Genomic DNA, 15,691 nt, shown 5'->3' with positions numbered 1-15,691 from the left:
CAGCTAAGATTCCTGCTTCCCGTCAGTTAATGCCTTTGGCATTTGCCTGCGGTTGGGGCGGTATCATCACCATGGTTGGTACACCTCCTAACATCATTGCAACTGGTGCAATGACCGCTGCCGGTCTCCCTGCATTCGGCTTCTTCGAATTCGCATGGATCGGTATTCCGGTATCTGTTGCCGGTATGCTCTACATGATGTTCATCGGCAAACATCTGCTCCCGAAGGTTGAGCTTGATGCTGATCAGGAGATCGAACAGGAAATCGAAGCTAACAGCACCGATTCCAAGAAAATGGTCATCTCCGGTATTATCCTGCTGGCAGTTGTTATCGTAATGGCACTGGGTATCAAAGGCGTAACCCTTGAGATGGCTGCTATCATCGGCGCTCTGGTTTGCGTACTGACCGGTTGCTTAACTGAAAAACAAGCTTATGCATCCATCGACTGGGTAACCATCTTCCTGTTCGCGGGTATGATGCCTGTATCCTCCGCAATGGATAAAACTGGCGCTGGCAAGCTCATCGCTGAATGGACCGTTAGCCTGATGGGCGGCTCTCCTTCTCCGTTGGTAGTAACCGCAGTTCTGTTCATCTTGTCCTGCGGCCTGACTCAGTTCATGTCCAACACCGCATCCGCAGCTCTGCTGTGCCCGATCGGTATTGCAATTTCTAAAAACCTGGGCGCTGACCCGAAAGCAGTTCTGATGGCTATCGCTGTTGCAGCATCCTGCGCATTCGCAACTCCGGTAGGTACTCCTCCGAACACCCTGGTACTTGGCCCTGGCGGATACAAATTCATGGACTATGTAAAAGCTGGTACCGGTCTGGATAAAACCGGCGCTGGTAAACTCATCGCTGAATGGACTGTTAGCCTGATGGGCGGCTCTCCTTCTCCGCTGGTTGTAACTGGTGTACTGTTCGTCCTGTCCTGTGGCCTGACTCAGTTCATGTCCAACACCGCATCCGCAGCTCTGCTGTGCCCGATCGGTATTGCAATTTCTAAAAACCTGGGCGCTGACCCGAAAGCAGTTCTGATGGCTATCGCTGTTGCAGCATCCTGCGCATTCGCAACTCCGGTAGGTACTCCTCCGAACACTCTGGTACTTGGCCCTGGTGGATACAAATTCATGGACTATGTTAAAGCTGGTACCGGCTTGGTTCTGGTAGCTTTCGTAGTATCCCTGGTTGTTATCCCGATGGTATGGCCGTTCTTCCCTGGCAAATAATTTGTTAGGTTAGACGCTTACAAGCAAATCAATCCCCGTCACGAAAGTGACGGGGATTTTTGTTGTTTAAAATATGGCTGAGACCAGCAGAAATACGTGATTTCAAGGGTGAGCATACAGACATATTTTTAATAAAAAAGGGGAGTGAACCGATAAAATCATAAACAAGCAATACTATGTATAAATATGCAATAAGCTGAGTAGAAAAACATGTAAAGTACAGGAATAAAATAAATGAAAAAGGCTTGCAAATTTGTCAGAAGTGTGTTAAACTTAACACTGTTAACAATTAAGTAATTAAAGTAAGTGAAAAAGCCGATAAAGTAAGTTATGTAAGTGAAGGCTATTTTAAGTCTTCAATAGCATAGGAGTTGTCGGAAATGTAAGTACTATAAATTTTTAATGATAGAACTTACTGATAACTTGTTGAATTATTTTATTGATGACCTTCAGTGTGTATAGTGACACACAGACAACAAAACATTTTTATTATTTTAAGGAGGAAAACAATGTCCCCAGCTATCAAATGTCTCATTCTTTTGGCAGTAGTTGCATTATTCTTCGTAACTGAACTTATTCCTCTCGCAGTTACTGCTATTGGTGCCTCTGTGGCATGCGGCCTGTTAGGCCTGATTCCTGCTAAGCAAGTATTCAGCGGTCTGTCCAACTCCACTGTAGTACTTTTTGCAGGTATGTTCGTTGTAGGCGCTTCCATGTTCTACACCGGCCTGGCTCAAGAAATTGGTAACACCGTAGTTAAAATGTGCGGCACCAGCGAAAACAGCCTGATGTTCGGTCTGATGATCGTTGGTACAGTAATGTCCGCAGTTCTGTCCAACACCGGTACCGCAGCTTGCATGCTGCCGGTTGCACTGGGCATCTGCTCTGCAGCTAAAATTCCTGCTTCCCGTCAGTTAATGCCGTTGGCATTCGCTTGCGGTTGGGGCGGTATCATCACCATGGTAGGTACCCCGCCGAACATCATTGCAGTAGGTGCAATGAATGCTGCTGGTATCGAGCCGTTCGGTTTCTTCGAATTCGCTTGGATCGGTGTTCCCATCTCCGTCGCTGGTATGCTCTACATGATGTTCCTGGGCAAATATCTGCTCCCGAACAAACAACTCGATGCTGACCAAGAAATCGAGCAAGAGGTAGAGGCTAACGAAATTTCCAGATCTAAACAAATGGTTTCCGGCGTTATCCTGCTGGGCGTAATCCTGGTAATGGCTGTTGGTATCCCGGGCGTATCCCTGGAAATGGCTGCTATCATCGGCGCTCTGCTGTGCGTACTGACCGGCTGCCTGACTGAAAGACAAGCTTATGCTTCCATCGACTGGGTAACCATCTTCCTGTTCGCTGGCATGATGCCTGTATCCTCCGCTATGGATAAAACCGGCGCTGGTAAACTCATCGCTGAATGGACTGTTGGCCTGATGGGCGGCGCTCCTTCTCCGCTGGTTGTAACCGGTGTACTGTTCATCCTGTCCTGCGGTCTGACTCAGTTCATGTCCAACACCGCATCCGCAGCTCTGCTGTGCCCGATTGGTATTGCAATTTCCCAAAACCTGGGTGCTGACCCGAAAGCAGTTCTGATGGCTATCGCTGTTGCAGCATCTTGCGCATTCGCAACTCCGGTAGGTACTCCTCCGAACACTCTGGTACTCGGCCCTGGCGGATACAGATTCATGGACTACCTGAAAGCTGGTTGCGGTCTTGTAATCGTATGCTTCATCGTATCTCTGATTGTTATTCCGATGGTATGGCCGTTCTTCCCCGGCAAATAATTCCAGGCAGACGAATAAAGCACCATATGCTTCGTCACAAATGCCTTGACGTACTGGAAGTACGCCGGCGGCATCCGTTCCTCGCCTCTGGCACTTTCTCGCCAGCCTGGTGATTGGAACAAAAGACGAATAAAGCACCATATGCTTCATCGCAAATGCCTTGACGTACCAGAAGTACGCCGGCGGCATCTGCTCTTCGCCTCTGGCACTTTCTCGCCAGCCTGGTGATTCAAAATGATAAAGCAACAAATGCTTTGACAGTCAAAATGCAAATCAACCCCTGTCACGAAAGTGACGGGGGTTTTTGTTATATGTGTTGAATTTTGTTAACGGTGCCATAAAAAAAACACATCTTTTTGCTATACTTGCTTTGACCTCAAAAAGAGTAGAGGTTATAATAGTAAAGGAATATATTTAAGAATGAGGGATGCCAAATGATGAGTTTCGTGAAAAAGAATAAATATATCCTCGTAGCAGCTGCGATTTTGCTGGCAGGCAGCTATGGTGGCTATAAATATTATCAAAGCACGCAGGTTTCTACTGCTGCTGTTAAGATGGGCGAAGTAAAAAAAGGTAATATTGTAGAAACTGTTTCGGCTACCGGCGCCTTGAGCGCACAGGATAATGTTGATATCAGCTCCAAGATTACCGGACGAATTGTTGAGGTACTTGTTAAAGAAAACCAACATGTCAACGCCGGTGATGTACTGGTGCGCCTTGATGCAACATCTTTGAATGCAACGCTGGCTCAGATGCAGGCCAAGCTGCATAACGCCCAGGCTAACTATGAGCGTAATCTGAACCTGCTGAACTAGCTATGAGCGTAATCTGAACCTTCTGAACCGCGGTGCTATCAGCCAATCAACATTTGACAGCGTGGAGGCCGATTATCTTGTAGCCAAGAGCAACTATGAAAAGGCTGCTTCTGATGTTAATGATACTGTTATTACCACACCGATTTCCGGTTACATTATCGGTAAGCCTACACCGGTTGGTCAGACTATCAGCTCTGGTATCAGCACACCGCAGGTTATTATGTCTGTGGCAACGCTGGATAATATGGAGATTGAAGCACTTGTCGATGAATCCGATATCGGTCAGGTTAAGGACGGGCAAAAGGTAAAGTTTACTGTTGATGCTTATCCTAACGAAACATTTACCGGTAAGGTACGCTTGATTTCCCGTAGTGCAACTACGGAAAACAACGTTATCTATTATAAGGTTTATGTTACTGTTGATGATGCTAAGGGCAAGCTGCTGCCGACTATGACAGCAAGAACCGAGATTATTATCGATGAGGCGGATGATGTAACTATTGTTCCGCTGAATTGTATTTACAGCGACGGTACTCGTCGTTACGTAAAGGTATATAACGAAAAGACTAAGGAAACACGTGATGTAGATGTAAAGCTTGGCCTGACGAGTGACAGCGAAGTAGCAGTTACGGCAACCGGTCTTAGCATTGGTGACAAGCTGCTGGTGAAGAAGGCTGTCAGCAAGCAGAGCAGTAACAGAATGGGCCCACCGCCGATGCACTAAGGAGGCGTTAGCGTTATGTCTGTTATCGAATTAAAAGATATTATGAAAACCTATCAGATGGGTGACAGCGTGGTACACGCGCTTTATCACGTTAATCTGAAGATTGAGCCGGGGGAATTTACTTCTATTATGGGGCCTTCCGGCAGCGGTAAATCTACGATGATGAATATTCTCGGTTGTCTGGACAGACCGACCTCCGGCGAGTATTTTCTTGATGGCAAGGAGATTGCCGGCTATGATGACGATGAGCTGGCGCATACGCGTAATGCGAAGATAGGCTTTGTCTTCCAAAACTTCAATCTGCTGGCTAAGCTGACTGCGCAGGAGAATGTAGCTTTGCCGCTTGTATATGCCGGTGTAGACGAGGAAGAGCGCATGGAGCGCGCTAAGAAGGCACTGGAGGCTGTTGGCCTGGGCGACAGGCTGGAGCATAAGCCTATGGAAATGAGCGGTGGTCAGCGTCAGCGTGTGGCCATTGCCAGAGCCTTAATCAATAACCCGGCGATTATTATGGCCGATGAGCCTACAGGCAATCTTGATACCAAATCCAGTTACGAGATTATGGATATCTTTAAGAAAATGAATGAGAGTGGCAAGACGGTGGTTATGGTTACCCATGAGCCGGATATTGCCGAGCAGACGAAGCGTATTCTGGTAATGCGCGACGGACAGCTGGTAAGTGATGAACGCAGCGGCGGCAGGACTGATTATGCGGCCAAGGAGCTGCAGCAGATGCGTGACGGTACGCAGAGCTGATAAAGGAAGGTAGATATTTATGTTGAATGAAAGCATTAAAATGGCTTTGCAGGGCATGGTTTCCAATAAGCTGCGTACCTTCCTGACGCTTTTGGGCATTATTATCGGTGTTGGCGCCGTTATTGCAATGGTCAGCCTTGGCTTTGGCCTTAAGGAGAATGTCAAGAACAATATCTCCAAGCTGGGAAGTAACCTGCTGATTATTACTTCTGGAGGCCGTACCTCTACCGGTGCGCGTCTGGCAGCGGGTGAAGGCGTTAAGCTGACGTATGATGATATGCAGGCTATCGAGAAGCAGGTTGATGGTATTGCCAACATTTCGGCTAGTGTCAACAGAAGCTATCAGATGGTTGCAGGTAACCAGAACTGGACCAGCCGTGTCGAGGGTACAACTCCGAGCAACTTTACCATTTCCAGTCTGGAGGTTGAGGACGGACGTATTTTGAACGAGCGTGACCTCGTAAGCCGCGGCAGAGTAGCAGTTATCGGTAAGACTGTTGCTGACAGTCTGTTCCCGGAGGGCAACCCGGTCGGCAAGATTATGCGTATCAATAAGGCACCGTTTCAGGTTATTGGGGTTTTGAAAAGCAAGGGACAGGGCAGCATGGGCATGGATCAGGATGACGTGGTTTATGTTCCTCTGACAACGGCACAGAACCGTATGATGGGTATTACGAATGTACAACGCATCGCGGTACAGGCTGAGAATGAAAACGTTATTAATGATGTGCAGGCCGATGTAGAACAGGTGCTGCGTACACGTCACAAGATTAAAGAGGGCGCTAACGATGATTTTACCGTAGGCAACATGGCGCAGATTATGGAAACTATGATGTCGACGGCTAACAATATTACGATACTTCTCGGCTGCATTGCTGCTATCAGTCTTTTGGTCGGCGGTATCGGTATTATGAATATTATGCTGGTATCTGTAACAGAGCGTACGCGTGAGATTGGTATCCGCAAGGCTTTGGGCGCTACCTATAATAATATCCTGCTGCAGTTCTTGGTTGAATCCATGGTAATTGGCATTATCGGCGGCACCTTAGGTGTAATACTGGGTATCGGTGCTTCCTGCATTATCAGCAGTATGGCAGGCTGGAATACAGTTATTTCCGTCTGGGCGATTGTTATTGCGGTAATCTTTTCGGTCGGCATCGGCTTGTTCTTCGGAATTTATCCGGCACGTAAGGCAGCGCTGCTTGATCCGATTGATGCTTTGAGATACGAGTAAAATAATATGATAAAGTGAAGAGTGGTTCTCTTCACTTTATCTTTAAAATTGGAGAAAAAATGACAAAACGAGAACCTAAACCCCCTACATTTAAAGATTATTTGCAGGCCTTTTCAGATTATCTGAGAAGGCCTAAAACTGTTTTTGATTTTAAAGACCGTACAAAGGGAATTTTATTGCTTATTGCGATAATAATTCTGCTGCAGAAGGTTGTACAAATGCTGAGTGATTGATATAATAAAATAATAGAAAAGTGTTGAGCAAGGAGGATGACTGTGACTGGGAAGGGACTTGGTATTTTAGGCGGGACCTTTGATCCTATTCATATAGGGCATCTGCGTATTGCTGAAGCTGTTTACGAACGTATTGCACTGGAACAAATTATTTTTATCCCAGCTTTTGTACCACCGCATAAGGTAGGACAGGATTATGCGCCGGCAGAGCATCGTTATGCGATGACTGAGCTGGCAGTAAAGCCATATCCGCATTTTACTGTATCAGATATGGAGCTTCAACGTAGCGGCGTATCCTATACGATAGATACACTGCGTGAGCTGCGACAGATGTATCCGGATAAGGAGCTTTACTTTATTATTGGTGCTGATTCGGTAGCTCAGCTGCATACCTGGAATTCGATTGAGGAAATGCTGCAGCTGGCAACCTTTGTAGCTGCTGGCCGACCGGGCTATGATGGTGTGATGGAAGAGGTAGTGCAGCATCTGTGTGCTGCTGCTGCGGAAAGAATTATGCTGCTGCATACACCCGAATATGATATTTCATCTACCGAAATAAGGACAAGGCTGCACGAAGGAGCAAGCCTGGCAGGCTTAGTGCCGCGTGCTGTAGAGCAATATATCGTTGCTCACAATTTATATCAAAGGCAGGGATGAAGCAGAAATGATGACAATAGACGAAATGAAACAGCTTTTACAGGCTTCCTTGCCGCCGAAGCGCTATAAACATTCCGTACATGTTTACGAAACAGCTTTGGAGCTGGCTGAGGCACATAAGCTGCCGAAAGAAAAAATTGCGATTTGTGCGTTGCTGCATGATTGCGGCCGTGAGGTTGCCAGCAAAGAAAGTGCGGCGAAGGCAGATGCACTGGGAATTGCTATTGATGATGTAGAACGCAATCAGCCGATTTTGCTGCATGCTAAATTAGGTGTATACTATGCGCAGACCAAGTATGGTGTAACCGATAAGGAAATTTTGGCAGGTATTGCGCAGCATACGACAGGTGCTGCCCACATGACAGATTTGGCAAAGGTTGTATTTTTGGCAGATATGATTGAACCGGGAAGAGAGTTCCCGGGGATAGAGGATTTGCGCAAGCTGGCACATAAAAGCCTTGATAAAGCAATGCTTAAGGCCTACAGTAATACTATTGAATATCTGCTTGTCGGCGGACAATTAATTCATCCGCATTGCATTGACGGTTATAATGAGCTGATGCTGGCGCAGAAATCAGATAACAAATAGGCGGGGCGAGTATGGAAGAAAATAATAATCAACAACCGCCGTTAAGACACCGCAGAAGGCGCAAGATTCGTTGGGGAAGATTGCTTTGCCTGCTTATTTTTATAGGCCTTTTGGGAACAGCGCTTTTCTGGGGAACCTGCTGGATATATAATAAGTTTATCAATCCGCCGCATGTTGGCGTGACTGCAGCAGATGATAAAATACGTGATGACCAGAAGCTCAATGAACGCATTAACGTCCTGCTATTGGGCATTGATGATGGCGACAGCGAAGCAGCGGAAAGTGAGCCTAAACGCACAGATGCTATTATACTGCTGAGCTTTGATCCGCAGAATAATAAGGTAGCTGTTTTATCTATTCCGCGTGATACGATGGTAGTGCTTCCTGGTCATAAGGATCCGGAAAAAATTAATGCAGCCTATGCCTATGGCGGAGCTGTGATGGCAAAGCAGACTGTAGCTAATTTGTTGCGTGTGCCTATCCATTATTATGCGCTGGCAAACTGGCGTGGCTTTATTGATGTGGTAAATTTAATTGGCGGCGTAGATATCTACGTAGAAAAGGATATGTATTACGAGGATCCTTATGCTGATCTGGTTATTGATATCAAGCATGGCTATCAGCATATGGATGGCGAAACTGCCGGTAAATATGTGCGCTTTCGCAAGGATGAGCTTGGTGATATAGGACGCGTGCAAAGACAGCAAAAATTCCTGAAGGCTGCGGCTGAGCAGATGTTTTCTGTACAGAATGTAACCAAGGTAAGCAGTCTGCTGGCAACGCTGGACAAATATGTGGAAACAGATCTTAATACCTTGACAATGCTTAAGGCTGCCAACAGTTTTAAGCTGTTTGGTGATGATAAGCTGCGCAGCTGTATGCTTTATGGCAAATTTGACGATAGCACCGGTGTGAGCTATTGGCGGGCTGAGCAGGCTGATGTAAACAAGTCCTTGGATGAGCTGGGAATTCCTTATCTGAAAGAGAAGGAAGAGGAAAAGCCGGAGGTTGAAGAAGAGCCGAAGGAGCACCTGCAGCCTAAGGACAGAGATGAATTAGAACAAGAATCAAAGCTTGCTGGAAAAGTAGGTAATAATTAAGGAGGATGCTTAATGGAAACTAAAGAAATTGCACAAAAAATTGCGGCTGCGGCTAATGAAAAAAAAGCAAAGGATATACTTTTATTAAATATGGAGGGCTTGTCTCCGGTTACAGATTTTTATGTTGTATGCAGCGCCGGCAACAGCACCTTGGTTAAGGCAATTGCTGACAATATTGAAGATAAGATGGCAGAAGCAGGCGTACACCCTACCCACAAGGAAGGCTATGCTGACGCACGTTGGGTACTGTTGGATTACGGTGATGTTGTTGCTCACGTTTTCCTGGAGGAAGAACGCGATTTTTATAATTTAGAGCAGCTGTGGGCAGATGCTCCGTCGGAAAGCTTTGTGGAGAATACGGATGATTGATAATAAAAAATTCAGCAGAGCCAAAAAGGCTCCTGTTGTTACGAACAATACGAAATACCGTCCTGGTGATGTAGTCAGCCTGAAGGTTGTGCGTATGAATGAAAATGCTGCCTTCCTTGATGCAGGCACTGGTAATACCTCTGACGATATCATGCTGCATAAGCTGCAGCAGACCTCTGAGGTTAATGTTGGCGATGAGGTAAAGGTTTACCTTTATCTTGACCCCAGCAAGCGTCTGACGGCCAGCATGAAGCTGCCGAAGATGCGTGAAGGCCAGTTGGGCTATGTACGTGTGCTGAGCGTTACCCGTGACGGCGGTTTCGTTGATATCGGCGCCGAGCGTGGCGTTTTCCTGCCCTATAGCCAGATGCGTGGCCATGTAAACCCCGGTCAGCTCGTATGGGTAAGGCTGTATCGCGATAAGAGCGGCCGTCAGGCTGTGACGATGCGCGTAGAAGAGGATATGGTGAAGGCTTCCAAGCCTGCAGAGGGCTTAAAAATCGGTGATAAGGTTACCGGTACGATTTACAACATTCTGCCGGAAGGCTTCTTTCTTTTCACTAACCAGCGCTTTATTGCCTTCCTGCATCGCAGTGAAGTGCCCGGTGGCAGACTTGACTTCGGTCAGGAGATTACCTGCCGTGTAACCTATCTGCGCGAGGATGGACGTATTAACGTTTCTATGCGTCTGCAGAAGGAGAATGCACTTGTTGCGGATGCTCAGGATATCTATGATTTCCTGGTGAAGCGCAATGGCAGCATGCCTTACTGCGATTCTACGCCGCTGGAGATTATCAAGCAGAAGTTTGGTATCAGCAAGGCTGCCTTCAAGCGTGCGTTGGGCCATCTGATGAAAGAGGGCAAGGTGCGTCAGGAGAACGGCTGGACCTATTTGACGGAAGGTCAGCAAGAAAAGTAAATTTAATATTTTAGGCATAAAAAAACCTGTTAGCTGAGTTTTTCAGCTAACAGGTTTTAATTATCTCAGTCTGAAGGTGAAGGGTAAGCGCAAATAGCAGCGAACCTTTTGACCGTTAGTACCGACAGCGCTGGTGAAGCGCCATTTATAAGCGGCATTGATACCTGCCTGGTCGAGGTTAGCGTTACCGCTGGAGCTTACGAGGGTAACCTCATCAACAGTACCGTTGGTATTGACCAGAAGGCGTACAACGCCTGAACCGGTGATGCCTGCATTGCGTTCTGCAGCAGGGTATACAGGATCAATCTTGCGGATAATACGCGGCATAACTGCAACAGAAGCGTTGCCGCTGCCACCGCCGCTGCCACTGCCTGTACCGCTGCCGTTGCCTGTGCCGTGGCCGCTGCCGTTACCGCCGCCACTGCCGGAGCCGGTGCCGGGGCCGACACCGCTGCCGTGGCCGCTTCCCTGACCGGTACCGCTGCCCTTACGGGCAACCTTTTTCACAGCAGATTTTTTATGTACAGGTTGAGGCTTATTCTCATCGTTTTTCCAGATAGCCTCCGGATCCGGTGTAGGCTCTTCCTGCACATCTTCTTCAGTAGAGTTTTCTTCGTCGTTTGCATTACTGTCTTCAATGTCGGCATCATTGCCGCCACCGCCGCCGCCGCCGCCAAACAGTGATACCTCTACGATATCGTTAGCAGGCGGATGCGATAAATTAAACAGTCCGACGAAGCTTACGAAAAGTAAGATAAAAATATGTGTTACGATAGAACCGATAAAGCCGATTCTACTGCGTTGACCAGAATTCATTATTTACCAGCTCCATCCGTTGCCAAACCAAAGCGGGTAATACCTGCGCCTTTAAGTTTATCAATAAGTTCAATAACACGACCGTAATCAACATCCTTGTCTGCTCTGATAACAATAGCAAAACGAGGATTATTTTTTTGCTCGATTGAGGATTGGGTTATTAAAGATTGGATATCTGTCGGCGCATCGCCAAGATAAAGAGAGCCGTCATTTTTCAGGGATACGGCGAAGGTTGTCGTTGTATCCGTAGCAGCATGTGCTGCCTGCGGCAGTTTAACGGGAATGGTTTTCAGGTCGATCATGTACATGGTGCTGAGCATGAAGAATACCAGCAGGAAGAACATGATATCGATCATAGGGATAATAATAAGCTCCGGTGTTTTTCTATCACGTACATTGCGCAGCTGCATTATTTACCACTCCTTGTTTCTGCTTCGAGAAGAGCACTGAAGCATTGCTCCATGTCGGTAATCATATTATCCATACGATGGGCAAAATAAGAGTGTGCGCACAAGGAAAGAATAGCTACGCAAAGACCGGTAGCGGTAGCGATAAGTGCTTCGCCGATACCGCCGGTAATAGCGATAGGAGCGCCGGATTCCAGATTGAAGATACTGAAGGCGCCGATCATACCTACGATGGTACCGAGCAGGCCCAGCAGCGGGGACATAGTAACAATAATAGCAAGGTAGTCCAGTTTATTTTTCAGTTTAGCAATGAAAATACCTGCCTGGCTTTCCAAAAATGCTTTTTGTTGTTCTCTGCCATCGGTAATTTTAGCTGCATCAGCAACGATTTTAGCGCATTCGCCGTTGGTTGCTTCTGCTAATTGAAAAGCTTCTTCTCTTGCGTCAGCTCGCAAAAGTTCGCAATACTTAGCGGCAAATGGCTGACCGCTGTCTTCTGCCTTGTAAAACAGAAAACGCTCAATTGCAATTGCAATTACTGCGATTGAACAGAAAAGCAGCGGCCACATAACGAGACCGCCTTTGTGAAAATACATGATTGTTTGTTGAATTGCTTCCATGAATTGCCTCCTAAAAATACTCATCAAAAAATTTTTGGCAGCAGCAACTGCCTCAGCTTGTTTTGAAAAATGTTACAAGCTGAATAAGGTTAATTTATAGTATATATTATCAATATGCAAAAAGCAAGAGGTTAGAAAAGATAATTAGCTAAAAGTGTTTAGAATGTAACAGTATTGACTTAAGGTAGCAGAACAATAAAAGCAGGGAATTTCTTTATGTAGAAATTAATGGAAAAAACATAAAATAATTTGGAAATTCAGAGCATAACTTTAGTTTTTCCGGAGTTTTCCTCATTCATCCGCCTATCTCTTGCAGACTTCCTTATAATGGTATATAATTTATCTAATCCAGATTATACAAATCATGATTAGATAAATGAGGTGAGTAAGATGTTTATCGGTCGCGAGGAAGAACTGAAATTTTTAGAGGACAGATATAATAGTGCAGACGGTCAGCTTGTAGTGCTTTACGGCAGAAGGCGTGTAGGCAAAACAGAGCTGTTGCGGCAGTTTTGTCAAGATAAAGAGCATATTTTTTATACTTGTACAGAAATTATTGATGAAAAACAGCTTGAAGCGTTTAGTCAGCGATTATTGGAAAAAAATCACCAGGCGGCAAAATATATTACTCGTTTCAGTGATTGGGAGCAGGCCTTGCTCAGTATAACGGAGCTGGCAAAAGATAAAAAAATAGTTGTAGTTATCGACGAATTCCCCTATATGGTAAAAGGGAATAATGCTATTCCTTCTATTTTGCAAAAGCTGTGGGATGAGGTTTTAAAGCAGTCTAATGTAATGCTGGTTTTATGCGGCAGCGCAATGTCATTTATAGAAAAAGAAGTTTTAGCAGAGAAAAATCCGCTTTATGGACGTGCTACAGGAATTTTAAAAATGCAGGCAATGGATTTTTATTCTGCACAACAGTTTTTTCCTAATTACAGCATAGAAGACAAAATTACTGCTTATGCAATTTTGGGCGGCATTCCGCATTATTTAAAGCAGTTTTCCGATAAATATTCTTTGGATGAAAATATTGTACGTAATATTTTAAGCAGAGGCAGTGTGCTATATAGTGAAGTGGAGTTTCTTATGCGTCAGGAGCTACGCGAGACGAGTGTTTATAATGCAGTGATTGAAGCTGTAGCTTTAGGCAATACCCAATTAAATGATATTTATCAAAAAACGCAGATTGATAAAAGCAAGCTGAGCGTATATTTAAAAAATCTTTTGGAATTGGGGATTTTGTGCAGAGAGTTTTCTGTGGATGCCAATATTAAGGAGCAGGCTAATACACAGAGAGGCTTATACAAGGTTACCGATAATTTCTTCGGCTTTTGGTATGCCTTTGTGTTCCCAAATTTATCTGAGCTGGAATCAGGTGATGCAGGAGGGATTTATCAATATGTTGTCAAGCCTGAGCTGGAGCGCTTTACATCGTATGTATTTGAAGATGTTTGCCAGCAATATTTGCGTAAGCAGAACAGAAAACACGGTTTACCGTTTTATTTTACCAAGATTGGCCGCTGGTGGAACAAGACTGATGAGATAGATATTATGGCAGTTGATTACAGGCAAACACAAATACTTTTGGGTGAGTGCAAATATAAGCATAGGCCGGTAGACGTAAAAGACTTGAAGCACTTTTTAGGCAAAAAAGTAGCGCAGGATAAGAGTTTATATTATTATTTCTTTTCCAAAGCCGGTTATACAGAGCAAGCGGTTGCTTATGCGGCAGAAAAGGGAATAAAGTTAGTTGGCTTGGATGATTTAGTATAGGTGAAGTGCAGAAGAACTATAATAACTCTGAGAAACAGGCATATTACTATGCTTTCTTAGAGTTTTGTTAGGTAGAATTGGCGGAGGAATAATTGCAGCAAAGAATAACTGAAGAAATTAAATTTATTCAGTTATTCTTTACTATCTTTGGCTGTCATTTGACATACACAAAAAGTCGAGTAATTTAAAGTCAGACTTTAGATTTCTCGACTTTTGCAGGGTGCTTGATGTATTTTATTTCTTGAAATATGCAGTTTTTAAATGGCTGTTAGCCTTATATATGTAGGAAGGTTGAAATAAGTTAAAGCATATCCAAATCTGACCAGAGGTCAAAATACTTGCTATTTTTATTATAAACTTCTATAATACTATTTAAGGAAATGTATCACCAGAAAAAATGGAGAAGTAAAAATGGCAAGCGAAAAACGAGCACAAAAAAAAGAGCAGATTATTTATACTGCAATGAAAATGTTAGAACAAAGTTCATATAATGATGTGCGTATAGAGGATATAGCACAGAAGTTGGATGTAGTAAAGTCAAATATTTTCTATTATTTTCCGTCAAAAGGAATTCTGTATTTAAATGTATTGGAAAAATTGCATAGTGATATTATAGAACGCTTTATTTTAGAGGTTAACCAAACTTCTATAAAAAATATTGTTGACTTCAAAAAACTCATTATGAAATTGACGGATATATACATCAGAGACTATATTACTTTGATTAAGCTTTCTATTGAAAGTACGCGAATTTTTAGTGAATGCAAACGAGAGCATATTTTGCAATACAATAATGTGGTAAATATTCTTGATGACAGACTGCAATCTATTATTATAGAGAAGTTTAACGGCTTTACACGTAATGAAATTTTTTATATTTTTGAAGTACAGGAACATTTTTTACGTGGTTATTATCAGGATATGATTCAAAATGCTGAGTATGCGATAACCGATGATGGCGATATAACTTGGGAAAGACTGAGTCTTTATGAATTTAGGGTAACACGAATGTTAAGATTCTTTTTAGATGGGATGATATACGAAAAAAATAAAAATACTCTTGACAAATGATGCTATGTAGATTATTATGATTTTAGACCTGAGGTCAAAATATTGTTGTGCTTAGACAAGCAATTCGGTGTAAATCCGATGCGGTCCCGCCACTGTAAAACGATGCAGACTTTGTAACCACTGATTTTTCAGGCTGGTATGTCAGCGTAGTTAAGCCAGAGAGCTTCCTAGGCATATTACCGTTATCTGCGATAGACAGATAGGTAATGTGATTATTAGCGTTGCTAGTAGTGCAGCCTGTTTGTATTCAGATAACAAGCAGGCTGTTTTATTTTTCTGGCCAGAGGTAAAATTTCCTGCATTCATGAGTAAAAGTATGATGAGGTGTTTAAAATTGAAAAAATTGTTTGAACTGCGTAATGCAGTACTGATGTCTGTCCTAGTTGGCTCTTATGTAATTTCCGGTGGCACGACTGCTTTTGCCGAAGAGATGAAAACTTTTAACCTTGATGAGATGATTGTTACGGCGACAGCCACGCCGGTAGATAAGGTTAAAACTGCGGCTTCTGTATATGTTATTACATCTAAAGAAATAGAAGATAAACAGTATCAAAATTTGTATGGTAGATTGTATAATCAACTTGAACAAAAAATA

At 44.2% G+C, this 15,691-nt stretch carries 17 protein-coding genes, 1 pseudogene and 1 riboswitch; of the genes and pseudogenes, 15 read left to right on the top strand and 3 right to left on the bottom strand.

The window, feature by feature from the left end; translation table 11 throughout:
- The 12 genes from BN587_RS11400 to BN587_RS05475 all read left to right on the top strand — a co-directional run.
- Window positions 1-1,226: SLC13 family permease (locus tag BN587_RS11400; RefSeq protein WP_303684863.1), on the top strand; the 1,226-nt coding region annotated here is incomplete at its 5' end.
- Window positions 1,227-1,735: 509 nt separating this feature from the next.
- Window positions 1,736-3,010, top strand: coding sequence for an SLC13 family permease (locus BN587_RS05515; RefSeq protein ID WP_021720147.1), 1,275 nt, complete (start codon window positions 1,736-1,738; stop codon window positions 3,008-3,010).
- Between the two features lie 434 nt (window positions 3,011-3,444).
- Entirely contained in the window at window positions 3,445-3,825 is a 381-nt protein-coding gene (locus BN587_RS11880; RefSeq protein WP_021720146.1) for an efflux RND transporter periplasmic adaptor subunit, read from the top strand.
- A 13-nt stretch (window positions 3,826-3,838) separates the two neighbouring features.
- Window positions 3,839-4,549 carry an efflux RND transporter periplasmic adaptor subunit gene (locus BN587_RS11875; protein WP_368482939.1) on the top strand — a complete coding sequence of 237 codons (711 nt, stop codon included), beginning with the start codon at window positions 3,839-3,841 and terminating at the stop codon, window positions 4,547-4,549.
- A 15-nt stretch (window positions 4,550-4,564) separates the two neighbouring features.
- The gene (locus BN587_RS05505) at window positions 4,565-5,305 is read left to right on the top strand and encodes an ABC transporter ATP-binding protein (protein WP_021720144.1); all 741 of its coding nucleotides are present in this window, start codon (window positions 4,565-4,567) and stop codon (window positions 5,303-5,305) included.
- Window positions 5,306-5,324: 19 nt separating this feature from the next.
- On the top strand, window positions 5,325-6,539 hold the full coding sequence (locus tag BN587_RS05500; RefSeq protein ID WP_021720143.1) for an ABC transporter permease: 1,215 nt from the start codon (window positions 5,325-5,327) through the stop codon (window positions 6,537-6,539).
- Between the two features lie 59 nt (window positions 6,540-6,598).
- The gene (locus tag BN587_RS11870; protein ID WP_021720142.1) at window positions 6,599-6,772 is read left to right on the top strand and encodes a hypothetical protein; all 174 of its coding nucleotides are present in this window, start codon (window positions 6,599-6,601) and stop codon (window positions 6,770-6,772) included.
- Window positions 6,773-6,814: 42 nt separating this feature from the next.
- On the top strand, window positions 6,815-7,429 hold the full coding sequence (nadD, locus tag BN587_RS05495) for a nicotinate-nucleotide adenylyltransferase (protein ID WP_021720141.1): 615 nt from the start codon (window positions 6,815-6,817) through the stop codon (window positions 7,427-7,429).
- 7 nt (window positions 7,430-7,436) lie between these two features.
- The gene (gene yqeK, locus BN587_RS05490; protein WP_021720140.1) at window positions 7,437-8,018 is read left to right on the top strand and encodes a bis(5'-nucleosyl)-tetraphosphatase (symmetrical) YqeK; all 582 of its coding nucleotides are present in this window, start codon (window positions 7,437-7,439) and stop codon (window positions 8,016-8,018) included.
- Between the two features lie 11 nt (window positions 8,019-8,029).
- On the top strand, window positions 8,030-9,118 hold the full coding sequence (locus tag BN587_RS05485) for an LCP family protein (RefSeq protein ID WP_021720139.1): 1,089 nt from the start codon (window positions 8,030-8,032) through the stop codon (window positions 9,116-9,118).
- Window positions 9,119-9,130: 12 nt separating this feature from the next.
- Window positions 9,131-9,487 carry a ribosome silencing factor gene (gene rsfS, locus BN587_RS05480; protein WP_021720138.1) on the top strand — a complete coding sequence of 119 codons (357 nt, stop codon included), beginning with the start codon at window positions 9,131-9,133 and terminating at the stop codon, window positions 9,485-9,487.
- Entirely contained in the window at window positions 9,480-10,406 is a 927-nt protein-coding gene (locus BN587_RS05475) for a CvfB family protein (protein WP_021720137.1), read from the top strand. The genes rsfS and BN587_RS05475 overlap by 8 nt, the downstream gene beginning before the upstream one ends.
- A gap of 60 nt (window positions 10,407-10,466) precedes the next feature.
- Here BN587_RS05475 and BN587_RS11395 read toward each other — a convergent pair whose 3' ends face one another.
- The 3 genes from BN587_RS11395 to BN587_RS05460 are packed head-to-tail and all read right to left on the bottom strand — an operon-like array spanning window position 10,467 to window position 12,249.
- Complete coding sequence (locus BN587_RS11395; RefSeq protein ID WP_021720136.1) at window positions 10,467-11,222, bottom strand: energy transducer TonB; 756 nt, start codon at window positions 11,220-11,222, stop codon at window positions 10,467-10,469.
- Entirely contained in the window at window positions 11,222-11,632 is a 411-nt protein-coding gene (locus BN587_RS05465) for an ExbD/TolR family protein (protein ID WP_009144651.1), read from the bottom strand. The genes BN587_RS11395 and BN587_RS05465 overlap by 1 nt, the downstream gene beginning before the upstream one ends.
- The gene (locus tag BN587_RS05460) at window positions 11,632-12,249 is read right to left on the bottom strand and encodes a MotA/TolQ/ExbB proton channel family protein (protein ID WP_021720135.1); all 618 of its coding nucleotides are present in this window, start codon (window positions 12,247-12,249) and stop codon (window positions 11,632-11,634) included. The genes BN587_RS05465 and BN587_RS05460 overlap by 1 nt, the downstream gene beginning before the upstream one ends.
- 390 nt (window positions 12,250-12,639) lie before the next feature.
- Here BN587_RS05460 and BN587_RS05455 point away from each other — a divergent pair, with 390 nt between their 5' ends.
- The 3 genes and pseudogenes from BN587_RS05455 to BN587_RS05445 all read left to right on the top strand — a co-directional run.
- A complete protein-coding gene (locus BN587_RS05455) occupies window positions 12,640-14,025 on the top strand; it encodes an ATP-binding protein (RefSeq protein ID WP_021720134.1) in 1,386 nt (461 codons plus the stop codon).
- Between the two features lie 411 nt (window positions 14,026-14,436).
- Window positions 14,437-15,096, top strand: coding sequence for a TetR/AcrR family transcriptional regulator (locus tag BN587_RS05450; RefSeq protein ID WP_021720133.1), 660 nt, complete (start codon window positions 14,437-14,439; stop codon window positions 15,094-15,096).
- Between the two features lie 13 nt (window positions 15,097-15,109).
- Window positions 15,110-15,281, top strand: a riboswitch (cobalamin riboswitch).
- Window positions 15,282-15,430: 149 nt separating this feature from the next.
- Window positions 15,431-15,691: pseudogene (locus tag BN587_RS05445) on the top strand (hypothetical protein); the annotation flags it as partial.

Source organism: Phascolarctobacterium succinatutens CAG:287 (assembly GCF_000434895.1).
Lineage (GTDB): Bacteria > Bacillota > Negativicutes > Acidaminococcales > Acidaminococcaceae > Phascolarctobacterium_A > Phascolarctobacterium_A succinatutens_A.
The sequence above is the reverse complement of the archived record's forward strand: the minus strand, read 5'-3'. Positions and strand labels throughout refer to the sequence as shown.